Source organism: Oleiphilus sp. HI0066 (genome assembly GCF_001635725.1).
In genome coordinates this window covers 1-1,644 of the sequence record NZ_LWFH01000163.1, presented here as the reverse complement: position 1 = coordinate 1,644, position 1,644 = coordinate 1, and the positions used below count along the sequence as shown (strand labels likewise).

At 42.8% G+C, this 1,644-nt stretch carries 2 protein-coding genes; one reads left to right on the top strand and one right to left on the bottom strand.

Features of this window, described 5'->3' with window-relative positions; genetic code table 11:
* Nucleotides 1-754, bottom strand: a 754-nt coding sequence (locus tag A3738_RS02780) for an extracellular solute-binding protein (RefSeq protein WP_068763334.1), incomplete at its 3' end; no start/stop codon positions are given.
* 162 nt (nucleotides 755-916) lie between these two features.
* Here A3738_RS02780 and A3738_RS02775 point away from each other — a divergent pair.
* Complete coding sequence (locus A3738_RS02775; protein ID WP_068476554.1) at nucleotides 917-1,534, top strand: hypothetical protein; 618 nt, start codon at nucleotides 917-919, stop codon at nucleotides 1,532-1,534.
* Nucleotides 1,535-1,644 lie beyond the last annotated feature (110 nt).

Below are 1,644 nucleotides of genomic sequence, written 5' to 3'. Positions count from 1 at the left end.
CGTGAGTACCGCGATCTGCAGAGTTAGGGAACAGAATGTTAACGGCATTTGCCCATTTTGTTTGCTCTTCATCTTGAAGAATTTTGCCTAGGTAGTAGTTATTGCCTAGTGAAAGGTCACATACTCCTTCATAAATAGCTTTTACTTGTGCGCGATCATTGCCTTGTGGTTTGCGAGCAAGGTTTGCTTTAACGCCCTTCAACCATGTTTCCGTTTCTGCTTCGCCGTGATGAGCGATCATTGAAGCGATCAACGCTAAATTATATGGGTGTTTGCCGCTACGAGTACAAATACGACCTTTCCATTTTTCATCGGCAAGCTCTTCATATGTTGTGATTTCGCCATCTTTTACACGTTCGTTTGATGCGTAGATAGAGCGAGTACGAGTCGTAAGACCAAACCACAGTCCTTCTGGATCACGATATTGGCTAGGAATATTGCTGTTAAGAGTATCTGAGTTAACAGCCTGAACTAAATCCATTTCAACAACTTCATTTAGGCGGCCAATATCAACAGTGAATACTAAGTCAGCCGGAGAGTTAGCACCCTCACGCTTAAGGCGCTCTGCTAGACCTTTCTTGGCAAATACCACGTTTACCTTGATTCCTGTCTCTTCAGTGAAGCCTTTGAATAATGGTTCTACCAAAAATGGTTGGCGGTATGAGTAGACATTGACTTCTTCTGATGCAATCGCACTGCTGCTTACTGAGGTAAATAGCATTGCGGCGAGTAGTGACTTAATTCCAAAACGCATGGTTTATCCTTAATGAAGTTAATAATGAGAACGATTTCAATTTTAATATCGAGAATGCATTAAGCAAGCTTTTTATGCAAGTAAATAACTTGTCTTGATCTGGGCCAATATGCGTATTCCTTGCTAGTCTTAAGACAAGTTCTACAAAAAGTTTGTATATAAATGACTTTATTGAAAATTTTCTCGGTCTTTCTGCTCGGTTTCAGCTTGCTTTTGCAAGGCTGTGCAACGTCAAGAACCACAACGCATTATGGTTTTTTTGAGGCAGAGAACTCGCAAGGCGAGTTGAGACAGTTTCGTGTTCATTGGGAAACTATTGACGTACAAGGGTTCAACTCCCGAGAACGCTATTCAACTCCTCTCGTATTACAGGCTCAGTGCTCGCAGCGCGCTGTGCGCTTCTATGATGCTAATTTTCGGGCGCAAAGAGCGTGCATCCCTAATGATCAGTTAGGGATTGCTTACTGTGGGTCTGAGCGCAAAGATCTAGATCACAGGGCGTTACCCATAGAAAAAGGTAAGGCTTGTGCTTATGTTGTCGACGCGAAAGGGGCTGGGGAGATCAAATATTTAGGTGATGAAATCCAGATAATCATGCGTTGTCAGCCTAAAGAGCCTCAGGTAAGGGTTGGTAGGAAGTGGGTAAACCGTGATTATCTTAAGCCATCGAGTATTCCCTATGTGGTTTCGACTAAGACCGTACCTGGTAGTGATAAGGATGGGCACGTACCTCAATTATGGAATCATTCGTCGGTATGTGACCCAACGCAGGGTCGTTAATTACTATACGTTACAAAGGCTTACAGGCTTTAGTGGTATCAATTTTTGAGTGAGTCATAATAACGAGAATTGTGCGTGTTAACGGGTAAAGAGAACGAGATATGAGTGTT